This window comes from Maribacter sp. TH_r10, assembly GCF_033101095.1.
Classification (GTDB): domain Bacteria; phylum Bacteroidota; class Bacteroidia; order Flavobacteriales; family Flavobacteriaceae; genus Maribacter_A; species Maribacter_A luteus.
The window spans coordinates 194,313-200,499 of the sequence record NZ_JAWMPY010000008.1; the positions used below are offsets into that span (position 1 = coordinate 194,313).

Consider the following 6,187-nt stretch of genomic DNA (forward strand, 5'->3'; position numbering starts at 1 on the left):
AACAATAAAACAAATTCCGTACCATTAATATTGCCCTTTGCAGTATAAATTCGTTGACCGTACATGTATTTTTAATCGAATAGACCTGTATCTTTAGCCCCATTGAAATTAATGTAACCCGTAAACCAACGATATGAAACTTTTTTATGCCCTTGTACCGCTACTTTTGATCATGGCGTGCAACACCAAAGAAAAGCCCGTTCCCGAATATCCCGATTTTGAAATCGGGGTCATTGCCGACTGCCAATACTGTGATTGTGAACCGACCGACGTACGTTTTTATAAGAAAGCACCGGCTCGTTTAAAGCAAGCAGTAACCGAACTGAATACCCATACCTTGGACTATACCATACATTTGGGGGATTTTATTGACAGGGATTTTAATAGTTTCGATACCCTTATCTCTATTTGGGGCGGATTAAAATCGGACAGGTACCATGTTTTGGGCAACCATGATTTTAGTGTTGCCGACTCGCTTAAACCTTTGGTATTTGAAAAAATGGACCTTAAAGACCGGTATTACAGCATCGTTAAGAATAAATGGCGGTTCATTATTTTGGATGGAAATGACCTGAGTGTACATGGTGCCCTTACGGAAGCCAAAAAGCAACAGACCGACTCGCTCTTTCAACAACTATCAAGTAAAGAGCTGCCCAATTTGAAGCCTTGGAACGGCGGATTGGGAAAAGAACAATTACAATGGATCGAAGATGAGCTGAAACTCGCCACACAGAACAAGGAGCGTGTAGGTTTTTATTGCCATTTTCCCGTTCTCGGGGAAACCAATGACCTTAACCTCTGGAATTATGAACAATTACTCTCTATAATCGATAAATACGATTGTGTAAAGTTCTATTTCAATGGTCACCACCACGATGGCAGTTATGTACAAAAAGATGGCGTACACTACCTAAATTTCAAGGGAATGTTAGATACTCGGGACAGCACCTCCTTTGCAAGGGTCGCATTTCATAATGATTCCCTTATCGTAAAGGGATATGGCCGTGAGCCAGATCGCGGCTTGCTTATTCGTTAAGTATATAAAATAAAAAACATCCTGACGTTTCCGTCAGGATGTTTTTTTTGTATAAATGTTATGAAGATTACTTGACTTCTTCGAAGTCTACCCTTCGTCTGCGCTCAGGACAGGCTACTTGACTTCTTCGAAGTCTACGTCTTCAACATTATCGCCTTCACCCGCATCGGCAGTGCCGGCAGTATCCTCACCATTTGGTGCAGCTCCTCCTGCTTGGGCCTCTGCCTGGGCTTTGTACATTTCCTCAGAAGCTACTTTCCATGCTTCGTTGATTTTATCCAAAGCTGGAGTAATTACCGCAAGGTCTTTACTTTCATGTGCTTTCTTCAATTCTTCCAAAGCTTCTTCGATAGGCTTTTTCTTATCATCTGAAAGTTTGTCCCCGAACTCTGCCAATTGTTTTTCGGTCTGGAAGATCATTCCGTCGGCCTCATTCAATTTATCGGCAGTTTCCTTCGCTTTTTTATCGGTTTCGGCATTTGCTTCCGCTTCTGCTTTCATTTTTTTGATTTCCTCTTCGGTTAAACCTGAAGAAGCCTCGATACGGATATCCTGGGATTTTCCTGTGGCCTTATCGGTCGCGGAAACCTTGATGATACCGTTGGCATCTATATCGAAAGTAACTTCGATCTGTGGTGTTCCCCTTTGAGCAGGTGGAATACCGTCTAAATGGAAACGTCCTATCGTTTTGTTATCCGCTGCCATTGGCCTTTCCCCTTGCAACACATGGATCTCAACAGATGGCTGGTTGTCAGCTGCAGTAGAGAACACTTGTGATTTCTTGGTAGGGATCGTTGTATTCGCATCGATCAGTTTCGTCATTACGCTACCCATGGTCTCTATACCTAAGGAAAGAGGGGTAACATCCAACAACAATACATCTTTAACATCACCGGTCAATACACCCCCTTGAATGGCGGCACCTACGGCAACAACTTCATCCGGGTTAACCCCTTTAGAAGGTTTTTTACCAAAGAATTTCTCAACTGCTTCCTGTACTGCTGGAATACGTGTTGATCCACCAACCAATATGATCTCATCAATATCACTTTTTGAAAGTCCGGCTGCTTTTAAGGCCGACTCACAAGGATCGATTGTTCTTTTTACAAGATCAGCGATCAATTGCTCAAATTTTGATCTTGTCAACGTACGTACCAAGTGTTTTGGTCCTGAAGCCGTTGCTGTAACGTAAGGTAAGTTGATCTCTGTCTGTGCAGAAGAAGATAACTCGATTTTGGCTTTTTCGGCAGCTTCACGCAAACGTTGCAATGCCATGGCATCTTCACGAAGGTCCATACTTTCATCTTTCTTGAACTCTTCGGCCAACCAATCAATGATCTTTTGATCAACATCATCACCACCTAAGTGGGTATCTCCATCGGTAGACAATACCTCGAACACACCATCACCCAGCTCCAAAATGGAAACATCATGGGTACCACCACCAAAGTCAAAAACGACTATTTTTTGGTCGGTATCCTTTTTATCCATTCCGTATGCCAAAGAAGCGGCGGTAGGTTCGTTAATGATTCGTTCCACTTTAAGTCCGGCAATCTCACCGGCCTCTTTGGTGGCCTGTCTTTGGGCATCGTTAAAGTATGCAGGTACGGTAATTACCGCCCTGGTCACATCTTGGCCCAAATAATCCTCAGCGGTTTTCTTCATTTTCTGAAGAATCATGGCTGAAAGTTCTTGTGGTGTATATAAACGACCGTCTATATCTACCCTTGGGGTATCGTTATCCCCTTTTACTACTTTATAAGGAACACGGTCTGCCTCTTTTTTAGATTCAGAGAACTTGTTGCCCATAAAACGTTTTATCGAGTAAACGGTTTTATGCGGGTTGGTAACTGCCTGTCTTTTTGCAGGGTCGCCCACTTTAATTTCACCACCTTCTACAAATGCGATTACTGATGGTGTAGTTCGTTTACCTTCGGCATTGGGGATTACAACGGGCTCGTTACCTTCCATTACTGAAACGCAGGAGTTGGTCGTACCCAAATCTATACCTATGATCTTGCTCATTATTTATGTTTTAAATATTAGTGCTTGTTTTTATTCGTCGGTAAGGGAATGACAAACAATATGCCAATTGCCGGTGAACTGACATGATGTCATTCAGAATATTGTCATATCCGGGTAAAACCTCCATTTAATGGGCACTTGAAGGTTTTCCTATTCATTGACTTTCCTGTTTTATTGGAAGGACAAACCGACTTCTTTTAATCGATTACGGTGTAAACCATTTATATTTCAGTATCTTTTAAATTGAACGCCCTTCCAATATTTTCCCACAACGTCGTCTTATACCAAAAAAAAATGTTTTTCGCCCGGCAATATTCGCCATATGGAAAATACTGAAACGAAATTGAAATTTTAGTGCCCAAGAAATTTCGGATACAACATTTCATTCAACAATAATTTTATCTTTACATCGTGAAGCAAACGGAAACAAAGATAGAGTGTATCAGTATTTTTGATATGTTGAAAATAGGTATCGGTCCGTCTAGCTCCCATACCTTAGGACCCTGGCGTGCCGCTGAACGTTATATTGCCAGGCTCAAATACCAAGGACATTTTTCCCAAGTAATAAAAATACAGGTTCATATGTACGGTTCCCTATCCTTGACGGGAAAAGGCCATGCCACCGATTATGCCGTTATGCTCGGCCTTTCGGGCGCCGATCCCGAATATGTACCTATTGCCGACATACATGCTATTGTTCAACATATAAAGGACACTAAAACCTTGATCCTGAACAACGAAGTATCGCTTCCCTTTGATCCGGCCACCGATATTGTTTTCAATAGGGAATTCCTCCCTTTTCATGCCAATGGATTGAAATTCGTTGCTACCCTTGCCAACGGCGATAAGAAATCGAAAACCTATTATTCTATTGGAGGTGGTTTCGTGGTCGTAAAAGAGCGCAAGAATGCCAAGCGTAATATAGAGACCCTTAAAACCTTTCCCTTGCCCATTACCACGGGTAATGAACTATTGGCCTATTGCGAACAGGAAAATAAATGTATTTCTGAAATTGTACTGCTCAACGAACGATCCCTGCGCACGGATGCTGAAATAGACCGTGAACTGCATCGCATTTGGGATACCATGCTAGAATGCATGTATATAGGTTGCCATACCGAAGGTATACTCCCAGGCGGACTCCAAGTGCGGAGACGGGCCTTTGGCATGCACCAAAACCTAAAGGGCGGGTTGCCCTACTCCAATCCCGAAGAATGGTTACAGACCATTCGACAGACCGAGGTCAAATTTCGACAGATCCTAAAGTGGGTAAGTTGCTTTGCCTTGGCGGTCAATGAGGTAAATGCCTCGTTGGGCCGTGTGGTCACTGCCCCGACCAATGGGAGTGCCGGGGTAATCCCCGCCGTACTCATGTATTACTTGGTCATTGAAAACCATGATGCAGGTTTCGGGGAGATAAAACGGTTTTTATCTGTAGCCGGTGAGATCGGGAGTATCTTTAAAAAAGGAGCAACGATTTCCGCGGCCATGGGAGGTTGCCAAGCAGAGATCGGCGTATCATCGGCCATGGCCGCAGGTGCCCTGACCGAACTTTTGGGCGGAAGCCCCGAACAGGTTTTAATGGCCGCCGAAATAGCCATGGAGCACCATTTGGGCCTTACCTGTGATCCTATTGGCGGTTTGGTACAAGTGCCGTGTATAGAGCGAAACTCAATGGGTGCCATAAAGGCCATTAATGCCGCTGAACTTGCATTGGATTCTGACCCCAAGGAAGCCAAGGTACCATTGGACAAGGTGGTACGTACCATGTGGGAAACCGCCAAGGATATGAACACCAAATACAAAGAAACCTCGGAAGGCGGACTCGCCGTTGGGGTATATTTGACTGATTGTTAAGGCCTATATTTTTTTTTATAATTACTTCGGCAACTATTGCGCATTTTGTATATCACAAAAATATATATCGGTTGGTGTATGGTTAGTTGCGTGTTTCAGCAACTAATTTAGTAAACAAAAACGAACGCGAGAAAATTCCGAAGGAATTTTCCAAATAAGCACTTGCCAAAGCAATTAATTATACACGGTGTTAGGCGCTGTGTTTTTCCCTTACAATTTGTCTTTAATTGCTTTTCTCCAAAAATAAATTCCAAAGACACAAGTCACGATAGCAAACATAATTCCGTTTTCGCCAAGCCAATGTTCCGTTCCTTCATTTTTTATTGTTAATTCAGGTAATATTTTTTGAATATATACATTGCTTACTGCGTGAAAAATTACTGCTGGCCATAGGCTTTTAGATTTGAAAGTGTAGTAAGTCAAAATGAAAGACATTGAAACTATAACAACATAAAATGTCGCCAATTCCAAGATTACATTTTCGCCATAATATACAATTAGTGGCCAATGCCAAGTTGCCCAAATAATTCCACTAAAAATGGAAACACCAGTAAACGAAAGAACTTTTCTTAATTCATAAATGAAAAAACCTCGCCATCCAATTTCTTCCCCTAAAGTTGTTGCTGATGCTCTTATAACTTCAATAGTTCCTAATAAGATAATAGCTATGATTGCAATCGATGTTGGATTTAAAGTTCCTATTCCAATCAAACCAAGTTCTTTTCCCCAATCTGTTATTGCTTCGCCATTTGTCAAACTTCCAAAGCCAAAAACCCAAATTAGTATATAAGTGATTAAGCCATATAAAGCAGGAATAAAATAAGAAAGTCGAATATATTTCCAATTTCCCCAATTCCAATTTAGTGAAGAAATAGGGCGTTTTATTAGTTTTAACGTAATTAATGTAGCTATGGCAGGACACCACATTAGTCCTCCAATATATATTCGTGATGGATATAAATTAACTATCGCATAATGAAATAACGAGCTTAAAATTGTAACAATAGCGAGGAAAATAAAGATTGTATTCCAAGTTTTTTTTCGTTCCATTAAATTTTCTTGTATTTGAACTTCTGATTGGTTTATTAAAGGAAGACGAAGAGCTCGTAGTTTTGTTACATTGCGCCTAACAACAACGCTTTACTTAATTGATATACAAAATGAATAATACCATAAAAATTGTTATCCCCTATAATGACAGGTCTAAGTGAAAAATGTGTAAATTGGTGGTGCAAATAAAAACATGCACATATTTATGTGATGATGTAG

4 protein-coding genes are annotated in these 6,187 nt (G+C 41.3%); 2 read left to right on the top strand and 2 right to left on the bottom strand.

The genetic code is table 11. The features are described 5' to 3' along the window. Positions 1–133 precede the first annotated feature (133 nt). On the top strand, positions 134–1,036 hold the full coding sequence (locus R3X28_RS16730) for a metallophosphoesterase (RefSeq protein WP_317665868.1): 903 nt from the start codon (positions 134–136) through the stop codon (positions 1,034–1,036). 114 nt (positions 1,037–1,150) lie between these two features. On the opposite strand, the gene dnaK is transcribed toward R3X28_RS16730, so the two are convergent. Further along, positions 1,151–3,061, bottom strand: a complete 1,911-nt coding sequence (gene dnaK / locus R3X28_RS16735) for a molecular chaperone DnaK (protein WP_317665870.1) — start codon at positions 3,059–3,061, stop codon at positions 1,151–1,153. Positions 3,062–3,493: 432 nt separating this feature from the next. Here dnaK and R3X28_RS16740 point away from each other — a divergent pair, with 432 nt between their 5' ends. Continuing rightward, positions 3,494–4,918: an L-serine ammonia-lyase gene (locus R3X28_RS16740; protein WP_317665874.1), complete on the top strand. Its 1,425-nt coding sequence runs from the start codon at positions 3,494–3,496 to the stop codon at positions 4,916–4,918. 210 nt (positions 4,919–5,128) lie between these two features. Here the strand turns inward: R3X28_RS16740 and R3X28_RS16745 are convergent, their stop codons facing one another. Next, complete coding sequence (locus R3X28_RS16745) at positions 5,129–5,968, bottom strand: type II CAAX endopeptidase family protein (protein WP_317665872.1); 840 nt, start codon at positions 5,966–5,968, stop codon at positions 5,129–5,131. Between the last annotated feature and the right edge of the window lie 219 nt (positions 5,969–6,187).